Source organism: Leeuwenhoekiella sp. A16 (assembly GCF_047946675.1).
Classification (GTDB): domain Bacteria; phylum Bacteroidota; class Bacteroidia; order Flavobacteriales; family Flavobacteriaceae; genus Leeuwenhoekiella.
The window spans coordinates 1,555,092-1,580,189 of sequence record NZ_CP172313.1; the positions used below are offsets into that span (position 1 = coordinate 1,555,092).

Below are 25,098 nucleotides of genomic sequence, written 5' to 3' on the forward strand. Positions count from 1 at the left end.
CAGCTTTCTGCATCTTTATTAAAAATAAATTGCTAGAAATATGAAAAAGGTTTTTTTGTTATTAGGTGTTTTAGGTTTAATCACCAGTTGTTCTCTTGATGATGATGCAGAACAATACAGTTTTGAAGCCGTTGCGGTAGATAGTGCAACACTTCCAGACACATTAATTTATGGGCAGCGTTACCAGTTTCCTATAAGCTACACACCGCCTACCAGTTGTTACCAGTTCTATGGTTTTGACTTTCAAAGACAGGATAGCACGCGGTACGTAACTGTTATTAACCGTGTTGTAGAGAATGACACTTGCCAGGAAAATACAACGCAGGTAGAGCAGGATTTAGATTTTGAAGTTCTTTACAGATACAAATATGTGTTTAAGTTTTATCAGGGTAATGATACTAATGACGAACCCATATATTTAACAAAAACAATTCCTGTAAAAGACGAATAGTAACCACCTCATATCAGGCTTAGGGACTTTAAAAAGCAAATTTTTAGATTATAAGGCAAGCCTGGCAGCTCCTTTAAATTATGATTATCGAGTAAAACTATATGAATCATGCGGGTCTGGATCAACTCATAAATGACTGTAAAAAACAGTACCCAAAAGCGCAGGAAAACCTGTATAAGCGCTATGCGAGTACTTTGTTTTCTGTAGCGTTAAAGTATTCTCGTAATTACGCTGAAGCAGAAGATAATTTACACGATGCCTTTTTAATAATCTTTAAAAAAATAGAGCAATATAATTTTAAAGGTTCTTTTGAAGGTTGGCTAAAACGTATTGTCATCAATGTCACGTTACAGCGATACAGACAACCCGATCTTTTTGAAATTGTAAGTGAAGAAAAACTCGTCTATGTAGAGCTGGAAATTGATGAAGACCTCTCACTTGAATTTCTGCTTAAAATAATACAAGAACTGCCAGACAGGTACAGACTGGTTTTTAACCTGTACGCACTAGACGGTTACTCGCATAAAGAAATAGCGACGATGCTTGCTATTTCTGAGGGAACATCAAAATCTAACCTGGCACGCGCCAGGATGATTTTAAAAAACAAAATAGAGGCGCGTAAAGAAAACACAAATTTTAGTTTACAAGCCCCTGATTAATAATGGAAAAGAAAAATATAGACAGACTCTTTCAGGAAAAGTTTAAAGACTTTGAAGCCCATCCCAGCGATAGAGTATGGGAGCGTCTCGCTGCACGCGAAAAAAAGAAACGCTCAATCATAATCCCGTTATGGTTTAAACTTGGGTCTGCGGCGGCTGTTATATTGTTGCTGCTTTGGTTAGGTAATTCAGTAATAGATAAAAATGTCTCTTCACCCCTGGTTAATGAAAACCCTGTTTTAGTAAAAGATGACAAAGAACAACAACCACAATATAATGAGGTTAACAAGAAGGTTGTAGAGCAAAACACTACTGAACCCCCTCAAAGCAGCGACCCTGAAAAGGAGAAAATCGAAAACAAAGCATCTAAAAATGCTGCAATCGCAGAAGAAAACAGAAATTCTAATACAAATAATCAGGCCAAAAAACCGGCTTTAAATAGTCAAAAATCGGTTGTTTTCGATGAAAATCGACCTAAAAAATCCAGCGATAGCGGCGAAAAATTGGCTGAAAATCAAGGAAAACAGAGCGATTTTGAAAATACAGAAAATGGGGCAGTAAAAACTGAAAAACTTTCGCAAAGCCAAACCAAAACAACTGCAATTGCACAAATAGAATCTCCCACTATTAAAAAGAAATCTGAAGAAATAACCGAAGCAGAAAATGCACTTGAGCAATTAGAGAAAGAGAAGAACAGTGAAGTAGCATCTGTTGAGCCTGAAGAAAAAGATACAAAGCGCTGGGGTGTTTCTCCTCGTGTTGCACCGGTTTATTACGGTAGTTTTAGCGGTTCTGGTATAGACCCTCAGTTTAAAGACAACTCAAAAGAGGGCGAAGTAAACATGAGCTACGGGGTTCAGGTATCTTACGCGGTTAATGATCGCTTAAAAATACGTTCTGGCGTAAATAAAGTAAACCTAAGTTATAACACAGATAATATTGGGTTCTCACCAGATTTTAGAAGCAGGTCTTTAAGCAGCATAAACTACTCTAAGGGAGCCGATTTTATTGATGTAGGCGACGCAAGCACATTTTCTAGTATCGCTTCTTTAGCTAATGCCGAAATTCCTAATCAGGCTATTGATGGCAAGCTGAGTCAGGACCTGGGTTATTATGAAGTTCCACTTGAGATAGAATATGCCCTTGTAGATAAGAAAATCGCGCTGCAGGTAATAGGCGGTCTTAGTACACTTTTCTTAAATGATAATAAGATATCTATTGAAGACGGTGACTATACTACTCCGCTGGGCACTTCTAACAGTCTAAACAACATAAGTTTTTCTACAAATGTCGGGCTGGGGATAGATTATAATCTTAGCGAGAAATTACAGTTCAACCTTGAACCTATGTTTAAATATCAACTTAATTCTTATAAAAACACCGTGAGTGATTTTAAACCCTATTATCTGGGGCTTTACACCGGTGTGAGTTTTAAATTCTAAATTGAAAAAGAGAATACAAATTAGTCTTAGTTGATAAATCAATTGCTGTGAAGCAATTTAAGCCGCTCTTAATGGGCGGCTTTTTTATTATAGATATCGTTCAATAACTCCGTTCTTATTGCTTCGTGAGTCTGCTCACGCAATTCTTTTCTATCTATGAGTTTCTTGCCAGCAGTGTTGATAAAAGGAAGAACCTTAACGCGCATTCTTCCCGGTGAACCCGAAAAGAAATCATATGAGAACCTCTTTTTATTATCATAAAAAACGAGAGGAACAATAGGAATTTGATGTTCTATCGCAAGGCGAAAAGCACCGTCTTTAAATGAATCAAGCAGTAAGTTTCTGTCTTCAGGAACACCCCCTTCTGGGAAGATACAAATACTCAACCCTTGATTTAAGCGTTCTTGCGCACTCTCAAAAACTGCCATCCTGCTTTTTGCGTCACCGCGATCTACCAGAATACAGGTTTGTTTATAGAAGTAACCAAAAATGGGGAATTTTGAAAGCTCCTTTTTTCCTACAAAAACAAAAGGATTTCTAACCGAATGCAGCATGAGCATAATATCTACCATTGAGGTATGATTTGCTACATACATATAACTTTTGCCTTTTTCGGTCTTTTGTAACCGCTTAATTTGTGGCAAAAATCCCATGCCAAATAAAATAATTCGTGCCCAGAATCTGGCTAGCCTAAAGAAAAACGGGTACCAGTTGTCTTTTGCTACAGATATGAGCAAAAGCGGAAAAAGTACAAGAATGGGAAGGATAATTAGAATGTAAAACCAGATACGCCAAAGAAGGATAAAGAAATTTTTGATCAATTTCATTTACTGGTTTTTAGATGTTTTCATGCGGTTTTTGCTCATTTTTAACCGATTTTCATCTTCCAAAAATAGGTATTTTAAACCGAGTTAGTCCATCAAAAAAGGTAACTTTACCCAAAATTAAATTACTAAATGTCGAGAATATTAACCGGGGTACAAAGCACAGGAACACCCCATTTAGGAAATCTTTTAGGAGCGATCATACCCGCCATCAAAATGGCTAATGAGCCAAAAAATGAATCATTTTTGTTTATTGCAGACATGCATTCACTTACCCAAATAAAAGATGGTGAGACTTTACGTTATAACACTTACTCTACTGCTGCAACTTGGCTTGCATGTGGTCTCGACATCAATAAAACTGTTTTTTACCGCCAGAGCGACATCCCCCAGGTAACAGAGCTTACCTGGTATTTAAGCTGCTTTTTTCCGTATCAACGGTTAACACTTGCTCATAGTTTTAAAGATAAGGCAGACAGGCTAGAAGATGTGAATTCTGGTTTGTTTACGTACCCTATGCTTATGGCTGCAGATATTTTGCTCTATGATGCAGAAATAGTACCTGTAGGTAAAGATCAATCACAACATATTGAGATGACCAGAGATGTGGCATCTCGCTTTCACGCTCAAATGGGAGACACTTTTGTGATCCCGGAAGTTAAACTAAACGAGGAGACCATGTATGTGCCGGGTACAGATGGCGCAAAAATGAGCAAAAGCAAAGGCAATTACATCAATATCTTTTTACCAGATAAACAACTGCGTAAACAGATCATGAGTATAGAAACAGACAGCACACCTCTTGAAGAACCTAAAAATCCTGATACATGTAATGTTTTTGGAATTTATAAACTAATTGCAACTCCAGAAGAGATCGCAACAATGCGTGCCAATTACGAAGGCGGCGGCTACGGCTACGGGCATGCAAAAACTGCTTTGTATGAAAAATTGCTTCAACGATTTGTGAGCGAGAGAGAACAATATAATTTTTATATGAACAACCTCGATAAGATTGATGAAGCTCTATCTGTAGGTGCATCAAAAGCCAAGCCTGTTGCTAATAAAGTTTTGCAACGTGTGCGTGAGAAAGTAGGCTATTAAATTGCTTCAAAGAGTTTGCCTGGTAGCGGGCGAACGACACCTTTAAGTTCCATATTAAGTAAAATGCCCGCTAATTTATACGTGGGCATTTCGCAATTTAGAGCTATAATATCCAGCTGTTCCTTTCCGGTTTTATTGAGATAACTCCAGATTTTTTGCTCGTCATCATTAAGCTCTGTAAATAGTTGTTTTTGCACAGACTTTACCTGAGCATCAAGTTCCCAATTTAACATATAGACAAGGTCTGCCGCGTTTGTAAGCAGGTTTGCTTTTTGCTGTTTTATAAGATTATTACACCCTACACTCTGCAGATCTGTAGTTCTGCCGGGAACGGCAAAAACATCTCTGTTATAAGAGTTAGCGATTTCTGCTGTTACCAGAGAGCCACCTCTTTCTGCACTTTCTATAACAACGGTGGCTTCGCTCATACCGGCTATAATGCGATTACGTCTTAAAAAGTTGGTCCTGTCAAAACGGTCACTACTCCAGAAATCGGTCACAAAGCCGCCGTTTTCTTCAACCTCATCAACATATTTCTTATGAACTTTTGGGTATATCTGATTTAAGCCATGAGCCAAAACACCTATCGTTTGCAGCTTATTTTTTACAGCAGCCTTATGAGCAGTTATATCTACACCATATGCAAACCCGGAAACAATGATGGGATCAAGCGGAGCGAGTTGCTCTATCAATTCTTCAGTAAAAGCAATACCCTGAGTTGTGACTTTGCGCGTACCGATTATAGAAATGATCTTTCTGCCTTTGTATTTTATATTCCCTCTTTGAAAAAGCAAAACCGGCCCATCAATACAATGCTTCAAGCGCTCTGGGTAATGAGCATCCATGAAACCGGCGTAATCTATGTGATTGTCAAGAATGAATCTTAGCTCTTCTTCAGCAGCAAGGGCGTGCTCTTTATTGTAGAACTCTTTGAGCTTGGCGTGTCCTATTCCATCAATTTTTAAAAGATCAGCTTTTTTCGCTTTAAGCAGGTCTTCGCCAGAACTAAATTGCTGTAACAGTCGTTTTATTGACGCATCACCCAGATTAGGAACATGTTGTAACGTAAGGATTGCATGTAGTTCACTAGCTGTCATAGTTATAATTAGCTGACTTTAAACCTATTTTAAATTGTTAATAAATTGAAACTTCTGTGCCGGGGTGCTGCTCAATTTTTTTTATTTTTACATCATGCGTATGACATCTTACATAAGCGACCTTCTATATAGATATGAATGTGTAACATTACCTGGCTTTGGTGCTTTTCTTTCGCACAAAGTCTCTGCACATTTAGATGAATCGTCAAATACATTTTATCCTCCTAAAAAACGACTATCATTTAACAGTCAATTGAAAGACAATGATGGTTTATTGGCAAATTATATCGCCAGAAGCGAAGATATAACTTATGAAGAAGCTCTTAAAAACATACAGAGCTATTTGCGATATTTAGAAGCAGAACTTGCTGAAAATGCAAGTCTTGAGCTTGAAAAAATAGGTGTTTTAACACGTACTTCATCAGGAAATTTAAATTTTGAGCCAGATACTCAAATCAATTACCTTACTGAAGCTTTTGGTCTTTCATCTTATAAAACTCAGGCAATCTCTAGAGAGGTCTACAAGAAAGAAGTGGCTGCCCTAGAAGAAAAAGCTCCGGTTTTATTAACTCCGGAGAGAAGATCTGCACCAGCGTGGATCAAATATGCAGCAATAGGTCTTATTGCTTTCGGACTTTCAGGAGCGGGTGGTTTTCTATACTTAAAAAATGTTGAGGATCACAATTTTGCACAGAAGCAAAAGGCCGAAGATCAACTTGAAGCTCAAATACAGCATGCTACTTTTAGCATAGATAATCCTTTACCCGCAGTAACTATAAATGCTTTTAAACCTACCGGGAAATACCATATAATCGCAGGCGCTTTCCGTGTTGAAGAAAATGCACAAACGCGTGTTGAGCAGCTTCGAGAAAAAGGTTTTAAAGCACGAACAATAGGTGAAAACAAATATGGTTTGCATCAGGTTGTTTATGGTAGTTATGCAGACAGGCTAGAGGCTTTACGCGCATTAAAAGATGTACGTAATACTGATAATAGCTCAGCCTGGATTCTTGTACAGGAACTGGATTAAAAACCTTCCTTTTTTATTGAAAAATCGTCTTATTTGAGGTTATTTTCGCTTAAAGCGAAATGCCTTATAGGCCAGAACCACGTGAAGTCGCAAGCACGTAGTTTGAAAATTTTTTCATGTTTCAGAGCAGTCACCAAGAATTAAACTCGCTCTGTGGATTAAGCTTATTTATTCTTTCTACTTTTGCGCTTTTAAAACTCCAGCTACATGCAAATTAAATCTCCTGCAGATTCAAGAACCATACAGACAGATATCGTACTGCCTAATGAGACTAACCCGCTTAACAATATGTTTGGTGGTGAGCTTCTGGCTCGTATGGATCGCGTTGCCAGTATAGCAGCGAGACGTCATTCACGTCGCGTTGTGGTTACGGCATCTGTAAACCATGTCGCTTTTAATAAAGCTATTGCTTTAGGAAGCGTAGTTACAGTTGAGGCTGCTGTTTCCAGAGCTTTTAAGACCTCTATGGAGGTTTTTATAGACGTATGGGTAGAAGATCGTGAAAGCGGTGTTAGATCTAAAGCAAACGAGGCTATTTATACTTTTGTGGCTGTAGACGAAATGGGTACACCTGTTGCCATACCGCAAATTTCTCCAGAAACCCAGCTGGAAACCGATCGTTATGAGGCTGCTTTAAGAAGAAAACAGTTAAGCCTTGTCCTTGCCGGTAAAATGAAACCGAAAGACGCTACAGAATTAAAAGCCCTTTTTACCTAAAAAAGCCTTTGCCTAAAATTGACAAAGGCGTGTAATTTTTTCTATTGAGATTAGTTAATCTCTATAGTTTAAAGCTGGTTTTCTATCTCCCAGTAGTGGTGTGTATATAAAATCGTCACCTCTTTTTTCTAAGAATTCTTTTTTGGCAGCAGCTACGAGTTCAGGATTATCAATAAGGTCCATACCTGTTAGTGCGATTGTTTTTGCTGCCACCATCATTCCTTTTTCTCCTATACTCATACCGCCTGCAGCAACTGCTTGCCAACTGTGAGCAGATGTGCCGGGAACCCACGTTGCTGCAGACATGCCCACAGTAGGAATTGTAAAACTCACATCACCCACATCTGTAGAACCACCCGGTTTAGCATTGGGGTCAAATTCTTCTACTCCTTCTACATTTGACATATCCAGAGACACATTTAATGATTTTGATATTTCTTCGGCGAAAGCCTTCTCTTCTGCTGTATAGGTATACCCGCCTACTTCTTTAAGATTATCATACATCAATTTCTGTAAAGTAAGATTAGCAAGTAACTCGTGTGTACCGCCTATCATCTCATAATCCATAGTTGTACCCGTTCCTAAAGCAGCGCCTTCTGCAGCTTTTACCATTCTGTCAAAAATATCTACCACAACATCTCTTTGAGGGTGGCGTGCGTAATAATATACCTCAGCATAGTCTGGTACGACATTAGGAGCTTTACCACCGTCTGTAATCACGTAGTGAATTCGTGATTCCATAGGCACATGTTCTCGCATCATATTTACCATGTAATCCATCGCTTCAACGGCATCAAGGGCAGATCTTCCTTTTTCCGGAGCAGCGGCAGCATGAGCAGAAACCCCATGAAATCTAAATTTAGCCGATTTATTTGCCAAAGCTGCACCGGGATTAGCGGCATTCTTATTGCCGGGATGCCAGTTAAGCGCAACGTCTACACCGTCAAACATTCCCTCTCGAGTAAGGTAAACTTTACCAGAACCGCCTTCTTCGGCAGGACAGCCATAAAATTTAATAGTTCCTGATTTTCCGTTTGCTTTAAGGTAATCTTTCATTGCGATTGCAGCAGCGGTTGACGCTGTACCAAATAAGTGGTGCCCGCATGCGTGACCCGCCACAGCGCCCATAGATTCTTTATGAGCAACTGCTTTTTGCGATAATCCGGGAAGGGCATCATACTCTCCTAAAACGGCAATAACGGGCGCTCCCGAGCCATAAGATGCGATAAAAGCAGTCGGCATACCTGCAACTGCGTTCTCTATTTTAAAACCTTCATCTTTCAGGGTTTTTTCAAGCAGAGCTACACTCTTCTCTTCCTGATAACCCATTTCTGCAAATGACCAGATTGAATGAGCTATTTTGCCATATTGGGCAGATTCTGAATCAAGTTGATCAAGAATTTCTTTTGAGGTGGTTTGTGCACTTAATATTCCGCCGGCAACGAAAATCAAAGCGATTAGGGATTTTTTCATAAAAAGGCTGATTGTTTAAATATTATTATCTAAAAATAGCCTAAAAGTAGCTTTTTATGGAGTAAAATCTACAATTTGATGCGAAAAATCAATCTACATGTTGTAAACCCAGTCAGCTGGGTTTTGCCGATCTGAATCTTTGTATACCAGGAACTTTAAAATCGTCTTTCCGTTAAAAGAATTTTCTGCTATCTCACCTAATTCCTGCTTCTCTGTAACCTGTTGATTAACGTGAACTTTAAGGTTTTTCAGGTTTTGGTAAACTGTGATGTAATTACCATGACGCACATACACCGCCTTATTAGCCCCGGGCAAGCCCTGAATTTTAAAAACCGTTCCTTTAAAAGCAGCACGTGCCATACTGCCTGGCTGTGTCTCAATCTCAACACCGCTATTGTATGTTGTAATATTGGGCAGCGTAGGGTGGCGTGAAGTTCCAAACTTTTTATATACTCTCCCAGTTTCAACGGGCCATGGTAATTTACCCTTGTTTGAAACAAAATCATTAGCCAGCGCTTTTGCCTCTGGAGTAAGTGCAAAAGTTGTTGTACTTCCGCCTGTGGTTTTAGTAGTGCTGGTTTCTTTATTTGATGCCGCAATTGCTTCACGAATAATACGGTCTATCTCTTTATCAATACGATCTGCTGCGCGCTGTTTGTCGCGTATTTGAGTAGCGTAAGAGCTTTCTTTTTTGCGTATCGTAGCAATGAGACCATCCTGCTGTTTCTTTTCTTCCCGTAGCTTTGCCTGCTCCTCAGTATTTTGAACAATAAGTTGTTCCTTTTCTTTTTTCTGTTCTACAAGTTTTTGATTGGTCTCTTGTAATAAAGCTGTTCTGTCTTTTATCTGCTCGCCTTGCTTATGCCTGTAATTGCTATACTGCTTCATGTACTTCACGCGCTTGTATGCTTGCAGAAAGTTCTCTGATGATAACAAAAACATAATCCTGCTCTGGCTGCTTTTGCTTTTGTAAGACTTTCTTATCATCTGGGCATAATCTTCTTTAAGCTGTTGCAGCTCATCGCGTAGCGTACTTATCTTATTGATGTTTGTATTTATCTCACGCGTTAGTAAATTAGCCTGTCGGTTTGTAACCCGAATAAGATTTTCTCTTACTTTTATCTTTTGGTCAAGATCTTCTACCTGATTTAAGATATTAATTTCCTGCTTTTTATTACTCTGCCGCAGTTTATTGATCTGTGCAATTTGATTAAGCAAATCTCTGCGTTGCTGCTCGAGTTGTTGCTGTTTATCAGATTGAGCAAATAGCAAATTACCTCCTAATAAAAGGAGGATACTGGCAAAGATTTTAATGGATTTTTTTAGACTGTTGCTCAAAGTTTTATCTCTTTATAACCTTCTGGAATAGAAAACGGAAAGCTTACAGGCTCGTCAAACTCTAAACTGCGATATTCTATGTTTATCTCTGTAGTCTTGTCATTTTCTTGTGCTCTCAAGCCGATTTTACCCGGAAAAAAGCCGTTTTTTTCAGCTTCATAATCTGCGTATGAAATTGTGAGAACTCTTTCATCATCATCCTGAGCTAAACGTTGTTGCTGAAGCGTAAACTGACCGGGATTAATATAGAAAAACAGGTTAAATAGTTTTTCCTGCTTTTTAGGCACTACGAGATAGTTCTGTGCTCCCGCAACAGCATTGTAGTTTCCTGATTTGAGATCGTAGAGCGGCTCTGCCAGTAGCACAGACTGCAGTTGATCAAAAGTAAGTTCTGTGCCTATAAGCTCACTTATGAACCTGAAATCACCATCAAAATAAGTCTGATCGATCTTTGAATAATACTGTATTTGTGATGGCGTGATTTTCGCTTTAGCTAAAGAAATACCTAGTAATGAAGCGCTCATCCAGATCGTTTTATCCTTTTCTAGGCGTAAGCTTACTGTGACATTCTGGTTAGTGTCGTCGTCTTTATAATTTACGCGAAGTCTAGCTGCCAGGGTTTCAAAATCTACATGGCTATTGTAATGTGACTTAATAATGCGGGAAGCAGATAGGTTTTCAGTGCCTTTTACCACTCCCTTTGATGACTTACAACCTATAAGTGAAATCGTGAAAAATAGAATAACAACAATTCTTATGTGCTTCATATTATTGAGTTAATGCATTTGCTTTTTTGCGGTATGCTGCAGCTTTTATGCCATCTCCTGTTTTTTCGTAAGCTATTGTAAGTTGATTATAAAAATCTGCCTCCATTTTGGGATCATCAATTACATAATCTACACCGGCCTCAAGATTTTCTATCGCATCATCATACTGTGCCAGGTTTAATTGCGCCACACCCAGAATTAGATAAAAAACGGGTTGTGCCGGGTATAACTCAAGCGCTTCTTTACCTAGTTCTATAGTTTCTTTAAACTTGGCGTTATCAAGCCTTAAAACGATAAGGCTTTTTAAAACGTTGACATTCTCCTTTTCATTGTCATAAGCCGCCTCATAATATTCAAGAGCCTTTACTTTATCCTGTCTTTGTATGTAATAATTGCCTAACTCTTCATTAAGATCTACATTCTCCTCTTGCGAGAAAAGCTGTATCGCATCATCAAGCTCGGGTTGATATTCCTGATTTTTACTTACAAAAATGAGAAAATCGTTCAATACAGCGTGTTTTCCTTTGGCATCAATTGTGGCACTTTTAAAAACTTTATGCATTGAATTAACAGCATTATCTATATCACCTTTCTCCAGATAATATTTATACAATGCAAGATGTACTACTTCTGATTTTGGGTTGATTTTAAGCAGTTTTTGTGCTGTTTCATACGCTTTTTGAGTTTCTCCCTGCTCGCTATACACATAAATTAAATTAAGGTAATTCTGTTCAGAATCTGGATCTTCTTCTATGCGCTGCTCTATGGTTTCTTCTTTTTGCTCATCATCGCTTAAAGCGAAAATTTGCCTACGTATCTGATCTCTGTAAATATCTACACCCAGCCTTTTATCAAGCTCATCAAGAAGCGCGGTGGCTTTGTCAAAATCTTTTAAACGCACATAAATCCTTGCCAGATCTTCTTTATACTGAATGTCAAACGTAGAAAGTTTTTTAAGTACACCTATCGCTTTGTCAAAATCCTGTTGCGCATAGTAAACCTCATAGAGACTTTCTAAAATATCCCGCTGCATGGGCTTAAGAGAAAGAGCTTTCTCATAATTTATAGCTGCTTCTTCCGGTTGACCATCAAGAGCCAAATTTTTGCCCTTTTCAAAATACAGGATCGCTTCATCTGGTTTAAGCGCAATACATTTATCAAGAGCAGTGATCGCGCGGTCGTAATTCTCAATTCCCTTTTGTTTAAGCGCTTCAAAAAAAGATTCCTGAAACTCATCTGTCACATTGCCCAGATCGTCAACATTTACTTCACCAGATACAGTTTCTTCCTGTGCGCTTATCGCGAAAGAAGACAGCGTAACTGCAATGAAAAATATTATGTTGAAGACCAATCTCATTTCTCTTTTGTTTATTCTAAAACAGAATAATCACCTATACTAATTTCGGTAAAATCACCATCATATTTAGCATAATTACCTATCATGGCATTTTTTAATTTGGCGTTCTTCACAAAACTGAATGTTTGTATCAAACTATCTTCTACGGTAGCATCTTCTATCACAGTCCCATCACCTACAGAAACATTGGGCCCCACGGTTGAATTCCTGATCACAGCATTCTCGCCTATGTAACACGGCGGAATAATAGAGGCGTTCTCAAGTTGAGCTGAAGAAGCAACAAGTTTTTCCCCTTCGGCCTGTAGAAAATTAAGCATGCGGCTGTTAGTTTCAACAGTAACTGCTTTATTGCCGCAATCCATCCACTCATCTATCTGGCCGGGTACAAATACGTAGCCCTTTGCCTGCATTTGTTTTATACCATCGTTTATTTGATACTCGCCGCCATGCATAAGTTTTGCGTCAAGCACAGCCTGTAATTCATTCTTAAGAATTGCAGCATCTTTAAAGTAGTAAATACCTATCACAGCCAGGTCTGAAACAAATTCTGATGGTTTCTCAACAAGCCCCGTGATCTGGTTTTTTTCATTTAATGAAACAACTCCGTAGGCATTAGGATTTTCTACTTGTTTCACCCATATAACGCTATCTGCATCTTTGTCTAAAGCAAAATCTGCTCTAAACAGTGTGTCTGCATAAGCGATTACACATGGTCCACTTAGAGATTCTTTAGCACACATGATCGCATGACCTGTACCCAATGGCTTATCCTGATAATAAATACTGCCTTTTGCTCCCAATGAAGTGGCTATTGCTTTTAAACTCTCTTCTACCTCTGTACCAAAATCACTGGCAATTACAAATGCGATTTCTTCTAAAGGCTCATCAAGCACTTTTGCTATATCCTGCACAAGGCGATGTACAATAGGTTTTCCTGCTATCGGGATTAAAGGTTTAGGTGTTGTTAAAGTATGAGGACGTAGTCTTGAACCACGACCGGCCATAGGTACAATTATTTTCATTTATATATTCTTTACCCCCTTTTACCATATTCAAGAAGACTTCACAAACTATAAAAACTTCGCTGACTATGGATTATTAGGTGACTAATTAAATTTGATGTTATATTTTTCTGCGACCTTCTCAAACAAAGCCAAGTTATCATTAGCCTCTAAAAAGCTATAGTATTGAACCAGGTTTGCTTCAGCATCGCGAGCATATGGTGAACCTTGCTTATTATACAATACAAGCGCATGCATCATATGGTCAAGAGCATTTTCTAAGTCCTCTTTTTCTGCGTAAACACGAGCACTGCCGTAATAACCTTCAGGATCATCCGGGTAATTTTCTGAAAAAGCATTGTAGGCTTCAATTGCTTTATCCCGATCACCCATTAGCAAATAGGCCAGAGCTTTATTTTGAAGTGGCATCCTGCCCGAAGGTTCTATTGCAAGTGATTTATTATATGCCTTTATTGCATCTTCATAATGATCTAGTTTTCTGTAACTGTAACCCAGCATGTCCCACGCAAAAGCGAAATTCTTATCCTTTTTTGTAGCTTCTTTAAACGCAACGACAGCCTCTTCAAAATTCTCATTTCTAAAAAATTCCTGTCCCTTGTCATAGAACTCTTTGGCCTTTTCTGAATCTGATAGATCACTCGTGTTTTCTTCGTTGTCCAGCAGCAACTTCATTCTTGGGCAGTTGGAAAGAAGTTCTTGTTGAATTTCCTTATAATCTTTATCGGTATTAATAAGAATATTATTATTTGTCTCAAGCTTTATAGAATCCTGATCTGGATTTTTGCTTAGGGTATCTTTTACAGTTTCTAACGCACCCATAAGCGATTGATTCAATTGTTCTGAAATGCTCGCAGTTTGAATACAATTTTTAATCTCGTCATAACGCTCGTTTCTCTCTAGTGACAAACTAACTTCATCTAAACAAGAACACGCATTTGTAACGACCGCATCAAAGTCATCATCCTGAGCACTCATTTGAAATGCAAAAGACCCACAAAACAAAAAAAGTATAATTCTATGCATAGACTCTACTTTACTCCAGTACTACCAAAACCTCCGGCGCCTCGAGCAGTTTCAGTTAAAATCTCTACTTCTTCCCATTCTGCACGCTCATGTTTTGCAATTACCATTTGAGCAATACGTTCGCCCGGCTCTATTGTAAAATCATCCTGAGAAAGATTGACTAAAATCACACCAACTTCACCCCTGTAATCTGCATCTATGGTTCCGGGAGCATTGAGTACAGTAATTCCTTTTTTAGCTGCCAGACCGCTTCTGGGTCTTACCTGAGCTTCTATACCTATAGGCAATTCAAGAAAAAGACCTGTGGGCACTATTGCTCTCTCAAGAGGTTTTAAAACAATGGGAGTTTCTGTATTTGCTCTAAGATCCATTCCTGCAGAGGCGCCAGTCTCATAATTAGGTAAGGCATGTGCAGATTTATTTATAATATTAATTTTCATGCTTTAAGTCTTTATATACAACGAGAGATTATTCTAATTATTCCTGATTAATAAACGTTTTAATTCTTTTCCTTCCAGCACAAAAACAAGGCTGCCAAACAATAAAAGCAAGATACTACTTAGCAGATAATTTTCTCTGAAAACATAGAAAGACAAGCCACCAAAAAGTACAGAGACTCCTAAATACAGCGCCAGCCTTTTGAGATCATAAGGAACTTTGTAATATTTCTGCCCATAGATATAAGAAATCACCATCATACCGCCATACGCTGCTAGTGTAGCATAGGCTGCGGCCATAAAACCTAATACAGGGATAAGAAGTACATTGAGCAAAATTGTTATTCCCGCACCTATAAGTGAAAAATACATTCCGTAGTGCGTCCTGTCTGTTAGTTTATACCAGATAGCCAGATTGTGGTAAATACCCAGACACAAGTTAGCGAGAAGAACAATGGGAACAATCCCAATCGCCTTCCAATACGAAGGATCTCTTATGAGAATCTCTTTAAAAAAGTCAATATAGAATATAACGACCAATAGTCCCGCGGCACCAGCAATTACAAAATACTTGAGAATAAGAGAATACGTTGAAGTCGCGTTTTTTTCTTTAGAATGATTGAAGAAGAATGGCTCTGCGCCTAGTCTAAAAGCTTGTATAAAAATTGTCATGAACACCGCTAACTTATAACAACCCGAATAAGCTCCCATTGTATCCTTGTCGAGTAGATTGCCAATAAGTAACTTGTCTAGGTTTTCGTTTATAACGAAAGCCACACCAGCTACCATAATAGGCCAACCATATTGCCAGAGCTGACTAAAAACCACCTTATCAAAAACCAGTTTAATCTTAAAAAAATCGGGTAAAATAAGCATAAAAGTAGCTGCGCTGGCTGCTAAATTGGCTATAAAAATATATTGCAATAATGAACTTTCATCGTACCATGAAAACGTCAAATTAAAGTAGGGAATAGCCCAAAGAAAAAAGAAGTTCAGAATTACATAGATCGCTAAACTTATCATCTTAACACCTGCAAAACGCAACGCTTTACCACGTGCGCGCAGATATGCGAACGGAGCAACCACAAGCGTGTCAAGCACTGTAACCCCAATTAAGTAACCCATATATTGGGCGGGCAACTCTAAGGCCTCAGAAACCGGGTTTTTAACCAGCCAAATGACAATAAAAAACAATACAGCAGATGCAGACAGAGCGAGAAGAACGGTACTATACACACGTTCTTTATGATGTGATTTAGCAAAGAACCTGAAAAAAGCCGTTTCCATACCCAATGTGAGCAGCACATTTAAAAAAGCCGCTCCTATGTAAAAGGAGGTGTTTTCTGCGTAGCCTTCAGTTTGTAAAATATCTGTGTGAAGACCTACTAGTATTATGCTCATTACCCGAGGCAAGACGGTGGCGAGGCCATAAACTGCAGTATCCTGAACAAAACGCTTAATTACGCTCAAAAAGTAGGTTTTTAGGGGGTAAAAGTAGCCAAATTAAATGCGCTAACAAAGTATGACCTTTCCTTGATTTATGCAGAAAGTACAAATAAAAAAGCCTGCGATAAATATCGCAGGCTTAATCTATAATTTGCATTTATCTTAATTATTCAATGCTTCTGCACCACCTACAATTTCTAATATTTCATTAGTAATTGCAGCCTGACGAGCTTTGTTATAAGTAAGCTTCAATTGATTTCTCAAATCAGTAGCGTTATCTGTTGCTTTGTGCATAGCAGTCATACGCGCACCATGCTCACTGGCTACAGAATCTCTAATGCCTTTAAACAATTGAGTCTTTAAAGCTTTAGGTATAAGTTGCTTTACGATCTCCTCTTTAGAAGGCTCAAAAATATAATCTAAGGCTACATTTTCTACCTCTTCTCCTTCAGCAACTAAAGGTTTAATAGGCAAAAACTGCTCTCTTGTTACTATTTGTGTGGCAGCATTCTTAAACTTATTGTAGATAAGTTCAACTCTGTCATATTCTCCTTTAAGGAAAAGATCCATCACCTTTTCGGCTACAGTCTCAACATTTTCAAAGCTTAGATCGTCGTAAATACTATTTTCGTTTTGAACGATAGTATTACTCTTTTTAAGAATATCATTAGCTTTTTTACCTATCGTAAGAAAGTGAACCTCTTTATCTGCGTAAACGCTGTTTGCAATTAATTTAGCTTCCTTAACAATATTAGAATTGAATGCTCCTGCAAGGCCACGATTAGATGAAATAGCTACGACAAGAACTTTTTTCACCTCACGGTTTTCGGCAAATTTGCTGCCACTATCACCCTCTAATGAGGCACTCAAGCTTTGAAGTAATTCGGTCAATTTATCAGAATAAGGGCGCATAGCGGTAATCGCATCCTGAGCCTTTTTCAACTTTGCAGCAGATACCATTTTCATAGCACTGGTGATCTGCATCGTTGATGATACTGATGAAATCCTATTTCGTATTTCTTTTAAATTTGCCATTCTTGTTTAGTATTAAGTATTGAAATGAGTAATTAGCTCGTTAAAAATTCAATACTTACTTATACTTAGCTGAAAGATCTTTAGCTACAGCAGTTAACGTGTCTGTAACTTCATCTGTAAGTTTTCCTGCTTTTAATGTGTCTAACACATCTCTGTGCTTTGCATTAAGAAACTCAAGATAATCTCTTTCAAATTCTTTTACTTTATTTACAGGAACACTACGTAAAAGGTTTTTAGATCCCGCATATATAATTGCGATCTGATCTTCTACCGTGTAGGGTGTATTTTCTGCCTGCTTAAGAATCTCAACGTTACGTTTACCTTTCTCAATTACACTTAATGTAGCAGCATCAAGGTCTGAACCAAACTTAGCAAATGCTTCTAGTTCACGGAAGGCTGCCTGGTCTAATTTTAAAGTCCCCGCAACTTTTTTCATTGACTTAATCTGTGCAGAACCCCCAACACGTGATACAGAAATACCTACGTTAATTGCGGGACGTACCCCAGAGTTAAACAAATCACCATCTAAGAAAATCTGCCCGTCTGTAATAGAAATTACGTTAGTAGGGATATATGCAGAAACGTCACCCGCTTGTGTTTCAATAATAGGCAAAGCTGTTAAAGAACCTCCACCTTTCACGATAGGTTTTAAGCTATCTGGAAGGTCATTCATGTTTTTTGCGATCTCATCATCTGCAATAACTTTTGCAGCACGCTCAAGTAATCTTGAGTGTAAGAAGAAAACGTCACCAGGATATGCTTCACGACCTGGTGGGCGACGAAGTAAAAGTGATACCTCACGATAAGCAACAGCTTGCTTAGAAAGATCATCATACACTATTAAAGCAGGACGACCAGTATCTCTAAAATACTCACCAATTGCAGCACCGGCAAATGGCGCATAAACCTGCATAGGAGCAGGATCTGATGCATTAGCAGCTACAATCGTAGTATAAGCTAAAGCTCCTTTTTCTTCAAGAACCTTTGCTATACCTGCAACAGTAGAAGCTTTTTGCCCAATAGCAACATATATACAATATACCGGCTTACCGGCATCGTAGAATTCTTTTTGATTAAGAATAGTATCGATACAAACGGTTGTTTTACCTGTTTGACGGTCACCAATAACTAATTCTCTTTGTCCACGACCTACAGGGATCATCGCATCAATTGATTTGATACCTGTTTGAAGCGGCTCATTTACCGGCTGGCGATAAATAACACCAGGAGCCTTACGCTCTAGTGGCATTTCATAAGTCACACCTTCTATAGCACCTTTACCATCAATAGGAAGACCTAGTGTGTTTACAACACGACCTGTAATACCTTCTCCTACTTGTATAGAGGCAATACGTTGTGTACGTTTTACAGTAGATCCTTCTCCTATTTCTTTAGAAGGTCCCAACAATACAACACCTACATTATCTTCTTCAAGGTTAAGAACAATTCCCTCTAGTCCACCTTCAAACTCTACAAGTTCGCCGTACTGAGCATTAGAAAGTCCATAAACTCGGGCGATACCATCACCTACAGTGAGTACCGTTCCTACCTCATCTAATGAAGCTGTCGCTTCAAAACCGGTAAGCTGTTTCTTTAATATTGCTGAAACTTCTGCTGGTTTAACTTCTGCCATTTTATTTGATATATAAGTTTTTAAACCGAAGGATTAACTCTGGTCTAGTTGTAATTATAAACGTTTGCTAAATTCTTTTTTTACTTTGTCTAACTTGTTTGCGATACTGGCATCATATTGCACATCGCCCACTTTTAAGATGAAACCACCTATAATGTCTGCATCAATGATGTGAGCTATATTTACCTTATCGCTTCCGGTAATACTTTTTACCTTATTTGAAATCTTCTGCTCAAGTTCAGCATCCATTTCTACAGCTGTTGTAACTTCTGCAGTCACAACACCATTAGCTTCATTGTATAAGCTCAAAAATGATACAGCAACATCATTTAAGATGCTAGCTCTATTATTGCTAATAAGTATATCAATCAGACTAAATGTCGCCTCTGAAGAATCACTAAAAACCTGACGTAAAGCAGAACGCTTATCCTCATTTTTTATAATAGGACTATTCAGAAAATTGCGAAGCTCCTTATTTGATGAAATAGTAGCTTCTATTTTAGTCATGTCATTATAAACCTTTTCAGTATTACCCGTTTCACGAGCCTGATCTAGAACCGCCTTTGCATATCGTAATGCTGCTCTTTTAGACATGAATTTCTTTTTTAGTTAAGAGTTGCGTCTTGTAACATTGAATCAACCAGCTGTAACTGCTTACTTTTATCTGAAAGCTCGCTTTTTACAACTTTTTCTGCGATTTCAATAGAAAGCTCTGCAACCTGATTCTTTAGATCTGCTACCGCAGCACGTTTTTCAGCTTCAATAGCCTCCTGCGCCTGAGCGATCATTTTATTTGCTTTAAGCTTAGCATCAGTTTCTGCCTCTGCAATCATTTGCTCTCTAATTGCGCGAGCATCTTTTAGCATAGACTCACGCTCTGCACGAGCCTCCTGAAGAAGCTTTTTGTTATCTGCCTGAAGGTTTTCCATTTCCTTCTTTGCATTTTCTGCAGATTCTAAAGCATTTTTTATACCCTCTTCCCGGCTATTCAAGGAATTAAGTACTGGTTTCCAGGCAAATTTACGCAACAAGAACAGAAGTGTTAAGAACACTAATGCCTGCCAGAAAAACAACCCGTATGAGAAATCGTTAATTAACTTTTCCATGTTTTATTATAATCCTTTTAATTTTAAATTAAAAACAGTTCCCGCAACCAACCGTTACGGGAGGCTGTTTTTATAATGTTTGTTATGCAGCAAATAAAGCAGCAAAAGCAACACCTTCAAGTAGTGCAGCGATGATAATCATCGCAGTCTGGATTTTACCAGTAGCTTCAGGCTGACGCGCGATAGCTTCCATAGCAGAACCACCAATCTTACCAAGACCAATACCTGCACCGATAACAATTAAACCAGCACCTACCATGCTCAAATCTAAACTTTCCATATTGAGTTATTTAAAATTAAAATTGTTTAATGTTTAATTTACACGATTGGGATCTCATCATCAACCCCTTCATGATGGTCGTGCTCTTCTACCGCACTACCTATATAAAGAGCGCTCAACAAGGTAAATATATACGCTTGAAGAAATGCTACTAGTAATTCTATAACTGAAATAAATAATGTAAAACCAAAAAATGCAGGTCCTGCAACCCAGGTTTTAAAGATAAATATCAACCCAAGCAAACTCATAATTACAACGTGACCAGCTGTGATGTTAGCATACAGTCGTATCATCAAAGAAAATGGCTTAATAAAAAGACCAAGAACCTCTATAGGCATCAGGATTATTTTCATAGGGATAGGCACTCCCGGCATCCAGAAAACGTGTTTCCAGTAATCTTTGTTACCACTAAACTGAACGATAAAAAAGGTGATCAATGCAAGACAAAGTGTAACAGAAATACTATTAGTCACATTTACACCCAAAGGAGTCAATCCCAAAAGGTTAATAATGAAAATAAAGAAAAATACCGTAAGCAGGAAGCCCATATATTTTCTATACTTCTTCTCACCTATATTAGGAATCGCGATATCGTCACGCACATATATCACAAGTGGCTCTAAAGCTCTGTTTAACCCTGTTGGGATTTTCTTCTTAGTATATGAAGTTGCCAGACCTTTGAAAAGGAAAAACATAAAAATAGCAGTGATGAAGATCATCACAACATTTTTTGTAAGCGAAAAATCAAGAGGCCGCGCATTTGTAGGGTGACCTTCCTCATCATGAGTAATAGTCCCGGCAGCATCTGTCTTATAGATTTTATTGTGCTCTATCTTGTAATAGTTTCCATCTACCTCAGCCACTTCTTCCCCATGATGAAATTTTGATGATGAGAAAACGTGCATCCCATTATCAAAAAGAATTACAGGAAGAGGAAAGCTCATATGCTCGCCTGTCTCAGAATCTGACCAAAAGGTAAAATCATAAGAATCCAGCAAGTGATGGTCTATGTATTTTTTAATTTCCTCTTTAGTGTCAATAGGGTCCCCTTTCTTGAACCCTTCTTTTTCCTCGTGGTGTTCCTGTGCTTGTACAGAAAATGAGAGCGTAAACAATACGCTTAAAACTAAAAACTTAGCAATTTTTGATGCCTGCATTCGGTATAAAATTTCGGTCTCTAAATTTCGGTGCAAATGTAAGCATTTAATTAAATTGACAAACCCTTACACGCACAAAAATAATGGGCTGCAAAACTAAAACAATTTATTGGTTTTCAGATGGTTTTGTATTCTTTAAAATTTTAGCCACTATATATAACTCGATTGTAAGGCAGGTTATATAGGGAATGAAGAAATCTAAAAACACACTTTTATCAACAGAAAACCCCTTTATTTTGGTCAAAATCAGAAAAAGAACAAGTTTTAAACCACTCCCAACAAGAAATATATATCCCAACTGATCTGCTACTTTTTTGCTTAGAAAAATAATAGTTAGCGTAAACATAAATGTAAACCCAAAATTAAATTTGTATGAAAACAGGATCTCAGGGGGTACGGGAGAATCAAAGAAGTTTGTTAGTAGTCCTGCGTGAGTTATAAATGACAGGCAAAGTAATGCGCCAAAAACCACTAAAAAGAGGCTTAACATTTTATTCATGTAATCTAATTTTCTAATTGAATTTCTTAAGCTGTTTGAGTACCAGATATAAGGAAGCGGCCACACCAAAAAGAACAAACCCTAATGTGAACCAGTTTTTACCTTCAGGATCGCCATATTTTTCATCGAGTTTACAACCTATCCATGCGCAGACAAAAATTGTAGCTCCCATCTGAAATGCAATCCCGGTAAAAACAGCCCAATTCTTAAGCGGACTTTTCGGTTTCTTTTCTTCCATTTTTATCTAATGCCTTTACAGCTCCCTGCATAACACAAGATGCATTAAACCTCGCACCCGGTTCTACTGCAAGCTTGCCTGTCGTTACTTCGCCCTCAAGATGCGCAGAACTTTTAAGAGAAAGCAAGTTACTTACTTTTAAAATACCATCAACAGTTCCCTCTATATCTGCATCATTACAGGTTAATGTTCCCTTTATCTTTCCGGCAGCGCCTAAAACCACCTTGCCAGAAGCGTTGATCTCACCTTCTATAATACCATCAATTCTAAAACCACCTTCAGATGTGATGTTGCCTACAATTTTTGTTCCCTGGCTTATTCGGTTTTGCTTGTTGTTAGGATCTGTTTCAAGATTTCGGTCTCGTTTCATAACTGGCTGTTAATTAGAATCTCGGGTTAAGTATGCATCCAGATTCTTGTGTATTTGTATAATTCTATAGTTTTCTGAACTTATTGTTTCTGCATTAAAATTCCATTTCAAATCCTTGGCAGATTTTAAGCGCTCTGCAAAAGATAAAGCCGCTCCTTGTGAATTGAAACCATGCACAACCAGCAGTTTGCGTTCTGGATCATAAACATCTACAGAAGCCGTGTAATCCCTGTAGAAATTCACTTCTAAAAAGGTTTTGATCTTTTCATCAGCACTGGCGATCTCTTCACTTTCTGTTAACGGAAAGGTATAAATCAATTTCCATTTAACCACATTGATTTCATCTCTAAAGTCGCTACTTTGTATTTGCGGGATAACAGTTTCTAGCATATTAAGAGCTTTTTTACCTTCTTCTGCGTTGGGGTAAGTAAGAGCAACATAATTAAGCGCCTTTTCAAAAGACTCAAATCCTTCATACCTTCCTATAGCGGTTGCTTTCAAAAGCTCAAATTTTGGCACAAATTCATCTCCGGCAAAACGATCTACATAAACACCTGCCTGCTGTATTACCGTGTCATACTTTTGCTGCTCAAAAAGCTTATACAGGTTATTATATAAAGTTTCCGGACTCTCCTCATCCCGACTTAAAACAGTGTCAGGATTATTAATTATCGCCGCATACCTGCTGTCGCCATAATTGGTTAAAATATTGTCTTTAAATTTAGCAGAATTAGCTGTGTCACCATTCTCTTTGTATAGCTGATATAAATAGTAATTAGCAGGAAGCACCAGCCTGTCTTCTGGTTCGTTTTTCAGCAAGGTTTCTAATCTATTTATGGCAAGGTCATTCTCTCTAAATTTCTCTTTATAGATCAATCCCAGCTGATAATAAGCATAATTACGGTCTCTGGTAATGCTGTCAATCACAGCAGTATCTGTAGGTATCGTTTCTATGTATTTGTCAAGATTATAAGTGGTCGACTCTTCGGCCACCGCTGTTGTATCTGTTACTCCTGCTGTATTTCTTTCAAGAGCTGCCCTATTGCTTGAGATTCTCCAGTTATCTGCAAGTTCTCTGTTGCCCCATCTTGCATCAAAACGCAATTTACCCTGAGCCACTACAGTAGGATTGTAAAAGTAGAATTTAGACCCTTGTGGGTCTGTTGTCGTTGCCACGAAAAACTCATTATTTCTAATCGCTCCAGATGCGACGGCAATAGAATCTTCTTTTCGTTTCTCTATTAGTTTATTGATATAATCCTGAAAATAAGTGCGTCTTTCATCATCTGTCATCGCTACAAGCGAAAGCAAACTATCGTTTTGTAAAGCTGTTCTTTCATATAGAATAACTTCATTTAAGTTCTCTCTCTTTTTTGAGATACGCCTGTGTTCTCTGCTGCGATCATTTAGGTAAGTGAGCGTACTATCGTAATAAGCACCCGCCAATTGATAAGATGCTTTGTTAAAGTTAAAATCGCCCAGACTAAGATAATTTTTAGACGTTAAATATTCATCCTGAGTAGCTGTGCGCAAAGAGCGGTTGTAATATGCTATGGCAGAATCTCCCTCTCCTATATTTCTATAATATTCAGCTAATTGATTGTATATGCGGTCAAGATAAGGCCTGTTCTCTCTATTTGCTTCCAGGTCTTTTAGCATTTCTAAAAAAAGAGTTTGGTCTTGATTCTCGTAGTCAAAATTTTTCGCTTTAGCTATATACGCATTAATCATATAGCGGCGTGGTGACTTTCTGTTAAGAGCAATGACCTCATCGTAGGCTAGATTTGCACTATCATTTTTCTCAAGAGCATCAAATAATTGGCCTTTTAGGTATAAAAATCGGCCTTTTTCTTCACTTTTTCGGGTGAAACTTGCCGCTTCTGAGATTCTAATTACAGCGCTGTCAAGCTTTTTGCGATTAATGTAAGCCTGGGCAAGCATTGCAGAAGCATCTGCATAATCCTGCTTGTCAAGTTCTTCCTCTTCAAGTAGCTCTTTGAGATTTTCTATAGCAACAACATCATTATCAAGTCTTATGTTGGTTTTAGCTTTCCAAACTTTCGCCTGAGCGATATTGTTGCTTGCGGGATAATAGGCAAGGATGTAATTAAATGCCTCTAAGGCGCGCACAAATCGCTGGTCAAAATAACGGGCTTTCCCTAAAAGCATAAAAGCCTCATCCATTTGCGGGTTGTGCTCTTTGCCATTAATTTCCATACTGTGTTTTTGTATGGCTTTGATCGCCTTTTCTTCGGCCCTTTCAAAATTGGGATCTTTAGAAGCTCCGGGGAGTGTAATTTCTTCAAAAGATTCCATACGTTCTACGGGAAGAATTTCCCAAAAGTTATCGTCGTATGAATTTATTAAAGCATCACGGCCTTCTTCAAAAGCGACCTCACCGTTGTACAGCGTGTTGTATTCTGCAGTAACAGCGTGGAAATTTCGGTTTATGAATGTATTGTTCTTACGGGAACATGCCGTAATTAAAATGAACAATGCCAGTACCGGAAGTAGCTTTTTTATATGTGTTTGCAAACCTTTATGATTATTACCTAACAACTAAAAAGTGTCTGTTTTAGTATGAAAACGGGTAAAA

At 38.2% G+C, this 25,098-nt stretch carries 26 protein-coding genes; 6 read left to right on the forward strand and 20 right to left on the reverse strand.

Features of this window, described 5'->3' with window-relative positions:
• The first annotated feature begins 40 nt into the window (after positions 1–40).
• From ACH3O9_RS06620 to ACH3O9_RS06630, 3 genes are all read left to right on the forward strand, one after another.
• Complete coding sequence (locus tag ACH3O9_RS06620) at positions 41–451, forward strand: hypothetical protein (RefSeq protein ID WP_416445517.1); 411 nt, start codon at positions 41–43, stop codon at positions 449–451.
• Between the two features lie 101 nt (positions 452–552).
• Positions 553–1,110, forward strand: a complete 558-nt coding sequence (locus ACH3O9_RS06625) for an RNA polymerase sigma factor (RefSeq protein ID WP_416445519.1) — start codon at positions 553–555, stop codon at positions 1,108–1,110.
• Between the two features lie 2 nt (positions 1,111–1,112).
• Positions 1,113–2,552, forward strand: a complete 1,440-nt coding sequence (locus ACH3O9_RS06630) for an outer membrane beta-barrel protein (protein WP_416445521.1) — start codon at positions 1,113–1,115, stop codon at positions 2,550–2,552.
• A 68-nt stretch (positions 2,553–2,620) separates the two neighbouring features.
• Here ACH3O9_RS06630 and ACH3O9_RS06635 read toward each other — a convergent pair whose 3' ends face one another.
• Positions 2,621–3,379, reverse strand: a complete 759-nt coding sequence (locus tag ACH3O9_RS06635) for a lysophospholipid acyltransferase family protein (RefSeq protein WP_416445523.1) — start codon at positions 3,377–3,379, stop codon at positions 2,621–2,623.
• A gap of 129 nt (positions 3,380–3,508) precedes the next feature.
• Between ACH3O9_RS06635 and trpS the strand changes: the two genes are divergently transcribed.
• A complete protein-coding gene (gene trpS, locus ACH3O9_RS06640; protein WP_416445525.1) occupies positions 3,509–4,477 on the forward strand; it encodes a tryptophan--tRNA ligase in 969 nt (322 codons plus the stop codon).
• Here trpS and dprA read toward each other — a convergent pair.
• Positions 4,474–5,574 carry a DNA-processing protein DprA gene (dprA, locus tag ACH3O9_RS06645; RefSeq protein WP_416445527.1) on the reverse strand — a complete coding sequence of 367 codons (1,101 nt, stop codon included), beginning with the start codon at positions 5,572–5,574 and terminating at the stop codon, positions 4,474–4,476. The two genes, trpS and dprA, sit on opposite strands and share 4 nt — an antisense overlap.
• Before the next feature lie 100 nt (positions 5,575–5,674).
• On the opposite strand from dprA, the gene ACH3O9_RS06650 reads away from it, so the two are divergent.
• Both ACH3O9_RS06650 and ACH3O9_RS06655 read left to right on the forward strand, forming a co-directional pair.
• On the forward strand, positions 5,675–6,604 hold the full coding sequence (locus ACH3O9_RS06650; protein ID WP_416445529.1) for an SPOR domain-containing protein: 930 nt from the start codon (positions 5,675–5,677) through the stop codon (positions 6,602–6,604).
• A gap of 207 nt (positions 6,605–6,811) precedes the next feature.
• Entirely contained in the window at positions 6,812–7,321 is a 510-nt protein-coding gene (locus tag ACH3O9_RS06655; RefSeq protein ID WP_416445531.1) for an acyl-CoA thioesterase, read from the forward strand.
• Between the two features lie 54 nt (positions 7,322–7,375).
• Here the strand turns inward: ACH3O9_RS06655 and ACH3O9_RS06660 are convergent, their stop codons facing one another.
• The 18 genes from ACH3O9_RS06660 to ACH3O9_RS06745 form a co-directional block, all read right to left on the reverse strand.
• On the reverse strand, positions 7,376–8,794 hold the full coding sequence (locus ACH3O9_RS06660) for an amidohydrolase (RefSeq protein ID WP_416445533.1): 1,419 nt from the start codon (positions 8,792–8,794) through the stop codon (positions 7,376–7,378).
• 93 nt (positions 8,795–8,887) lie between these two features.
• On the reverse strand, positions 8,888–10,132 hold the full coding sequence (locus ACH3O9_RS06665; protein WP_416445535.1) for a murein hydrolase activator EnvC family protein: 1,245 nt from the start codon (positions 10,130–10,132) through the stop codon (positions 8,888–8,890).
• Positions 10,129–10,899 carry a DUF4292 domain-containing protein gene (locus tag ACH3O9_RS06670; RefSeq protein WP_416445537.1) on the reverse strand — a complete coding sequence of 257 codons (771 nt, stop codon included), beginning with the start codon at positions 10,897–10,899 and terminating at the stop codon, positions 10,129–10,131. Before ACH3O9_RS06670 ends, ACH3O9_RS06665 begins: the two co-directional genes overlap by 4 nt.
• Position 10,900: 1 nt before the next feature.
• A complete protein-coding gene (locus ACH3O9_RS06675; protein ID WP_416445539.1) occupies positions 10,901–12,256 on the reverse strand; it encodes a tetratricopeptide repeat protein in 1,356 nt (451 codons plus the stop codon).
• Positions 12,257–12,267: 11 nt separating this feature from the next.
• On the reverse strand, positions 12,268–13,278 hold the full coding sequence (locus tag ACH3O9_RS06680; protein ID WP_416445541.1) for a sugar phosphate nucleotidyltransferase: 1,011 nt from the start codon (positions 13,276–13,278) through the stop codon (positions 12,268–12,270).
• Positions 13,279–13,362: 84 nt separating this feature from the next.
• Positions 13,363–14,301, reverse strand: coding sequence for a tetratricopeptide repeat protein (locus ACH3O9_RS06685; protein WP_416445543.1), 939 nt, complete (start codon positions 14,299–14,301; stop codon positions 13,363–13,365).
• Between the two features lie 5 nt (positions 14,302–14,306).
• On the reverse strand, positions 14,307–14,741 hold the full coding sequence (gene dut, locus ACH3O9_RS06690; protein ID WP_416445545.1) for a dUTP diphosphatase: 435 nt from the start codon (positions 14,739–14,741) through the stop codon (positions 14,307–14,309).
• A 33-nt stretch (positions 14,742–14,774) separates the two neighbouring features.
• On the reverse strand, positions 14,775–16,208 hold the full coding sequence (locus tag ACH3O9_RS06695; RefSeq protein ID WP_416445547.1) for a lipopolysaccharide biosynthesis protein: 1,434 nt from the start codon (positions 16,206–16,208) through the stop codon (positions 14,775–14,777).
• Between the two features lie 138 nt (positions 16,209–16,346).
• Entirely contained in the window at positions 16,347–17,219 is an 873-nt protein-coding gene (atpG, locus tag ACH3O9_RS06700) for an ATP synthase F1 subunit gamma (protein ID WP_416445549.1), read from the reverse strand.
• A gap of 55 nt (positions 17,220–17,274) precedes the next feature.
• Positions 17,275–18,852 (reverse strand): F0F1 ATP synthase subunit alpha, encoded by a 1,578-nt coding sequence (gene atpA, locus ACH3O9_RS06705; RefSeq protein WP_416445551.1) that lies wholly within the window; start codon positions 18,850–18,852, stop codon positions 17,275–17,277.
• Positions 18,853–18,906: 54 nt separating this feature from the next.
• Complete coding sequence (atpH, locus tag ACH3O9_RS06710) at positions 18,907–19,446, reverse strand: ATP synthase F1 subunit delta (protein WP_416445553.1); 540 nt, start codon at positions 19,444–19,446, stop codon at positions 18,907–18,909.
• Positions 19,447–19,457: 11 nt separating this feature from the next.
• A complete protein-coding gene (locus ACH3O9_RS06715) occupies positions 19,458–19,958 on the reverse strand; it encodes a F0F1 ATP synthase subunit B (protein WP_416445555.1) in 501 nt (166 codons plus the stop codon).
• 82 nt (positions 19,959–20,040) lie between these two features.
• Complete coding sequence (atpE, locus tag ACH3O9_RS06720; RefSeq protein WP_416445557.1) at positions 20,041–20,238, reverse strand: ATP synthase F0 subunit C; 198 nt, start codon at positions 20,236–20,238, stop codon at positions 20,041–20,043.
• Positions 20,239–20,276: 38 nt separating this feature from the next.
• Positions 20,277–21,395, reverse strand: a complete 1,119-nt coding sequence (gene atpB, locus ACH3O9_RS06725; RefSeq protein WP_416445559.1) for a F0F1 ATP synthase subunit A — start codon at positions 21,393–21,395, stop codon at positions 20,277–20,279.
• 106 nt (positions 21,396–21,501) lie between these two features.
• Positions 21,502–21,894 (reverse strand): DUF6168 family protein, encoded by a 393-nt coding sequence (locus tag ACH3O9_RS06730; protein ID WP_416445561.1) that lies wholly within the window; start codon positions 21,892–21,894, stop codon positions 21,502–21,504.
• A 13-nt stretch (positions 21,895–21,907) separates the two neighbouring features.
• Entirely contained in the window at positions 21,908–22,132 is a 225-nt protein-coding gene (locus ACH3O9_RS06735) for an AtpZ/AtpI family protein (protein ID WP_416445563.1), read from the reverse strand.
• Entirely contained in the window at positions 22,101–22,502 is a 402-nt protein-coding gene (locus ACH3O9_RS06740; RefSeq protein ID WP_416445565.1) for a bactofilin family protein, read from the reverse strand. Before ACH3O9_RS06740 ends, ACH3O9_RS06735 begins: the two co-directional genes overlap by 32 nt.
• A gap of 9 nt (positions 22,503–22,511) precedes the next feature.
• Positions 22,512–25,037 (reverse strand): tetratricopeptide repeat protein, encoded by a 2,526-nt coding sequence (locus ACH3O9_RS06745; RefSeq protein WP_416445567.1) that lies wholly within the window; start codon positions 25,035–25,037, stop codon positions 22,512–22,514.
• Positions 25,038–25,098: the final 61 nt, after the last annotated feature.